Consider the following 1130-nt stretch of genomic DNA (forward strand, 5'->3'; position numbering starts at 1 on the left):
CCTAGTGATCTGAGTCAGAGATTCGTCGGCAGTAGGCGGCGACTTTGTCGAGGATCTCGTCGGCGGTCTTCGTCCAGACGAACGGTCTGGGGTGCTCGTTCCAGTCGGCGAGCCAGGCTCGGATGTCGCGTTCGAGGGCCTGGACGGAGCGGTGGACGCCGCGCTTGAGCTTCTTCTGGGTCAGCTCGGCGAACCACCGCTCCACCAGGTTCAGCCAGGACGCGCTGGTCGGCGTGAAGTGCAGGTGGAACCGAGGGTGGGCCAGCAGCCACTTCTTGATGTCGGGCGTCTTGTGCGTCGCGTAGTTGTCCAGGATCAGATGAATCTGCAGATCAGCCGGGACTTCCTTGTCCAGCTTCGTGAGGAACTTCTTGAACTCCGCCGCCCGGTGGCGACGGTGGAGGGATCCGATGACCTTGCCGGTGGCGACCTCGAGCGCGGCGAAGAGGGTGGTGGTGCCGGCCCGGACGTAGTCGTGGCTGCGGCGTTCGGGAACCCCGGGCATCATCGGCAGGACTGGCTGGGACCGGTCCAGGGCCTGGATCTGCGACTTCTCGTCCACGCAGAGGACGAGGGCCTTCTCCGGCGGGTCGAGGTAGAGGCCGACGACGTCACGGACCTTGTCGATGAACAACGGGTCCGTGGACAGCTTGAAGGTCTGCGACCGGTGCGGGGCCAGGGCGAACGCCCGCCAGATCCGCGAGACCGTCGACTGAGACATGCCCGTCGCCGCGGCCATCGACCTGGTCGACCAGTGGGTGGCGTTCTTCGGTGTCTCCTCGAGCGTCTTGACGATGACCCGCTCGACGTCGGCATCGGTGATCTTCCTGGGGACGCCGGGCCTCGGGTCGTCGCACAAACCGTCCAGGCCGCGTTCGATGAACCGGCGCCGCCAGGTGCGGACCGTGTCCGGAGTGATCCGCAGCCGGCGGGACACTTCCATGATCGAGTGGCCCTCGGCGCACTCCAGCACGATCCGCGACCTCTGAGCCAGAGCCTGAGCCGTCGTCCGGCGGCGTAACCAGCCCTCCAGCACCGCCCTCTGGGCATCAGTGACAGACAACGGCGGAATCTTCGGACCCGGACGACTCATGCCCAACTAACGACGAATCTCCGACTCAGGTCACTAG

1 protein-coding gene is annotated in these 1130 nt (G+C 65.8%); it reads right to left on the reverse strand.

Going from position 1 to position 1130, the window contains the following annotated elements:
• Position 1: 1 nt before the first annotated feature.
• Entirely contained in the window at positions 2–1093 is a 1092-nt protein-coding gene (locus ACFVQZ_RS36525) for an IS630 family transposase (RefSeq protein WP_383629195.1), read from the reverse strand.
• Between the last annotated feature and the right edge of the window lie 37 nt (positions 1094–1130).

The sequence above is a fragment of the Streptomyces sp. NPDC057854 genome (assembly GCF_042797055.1).
In the GTDB taxonomy this organism is placed as follows: Bacteria; Actinomycetota; Actinomycetes; order Streptomycetales; family Streptomycetaceae; genus Streptomyces.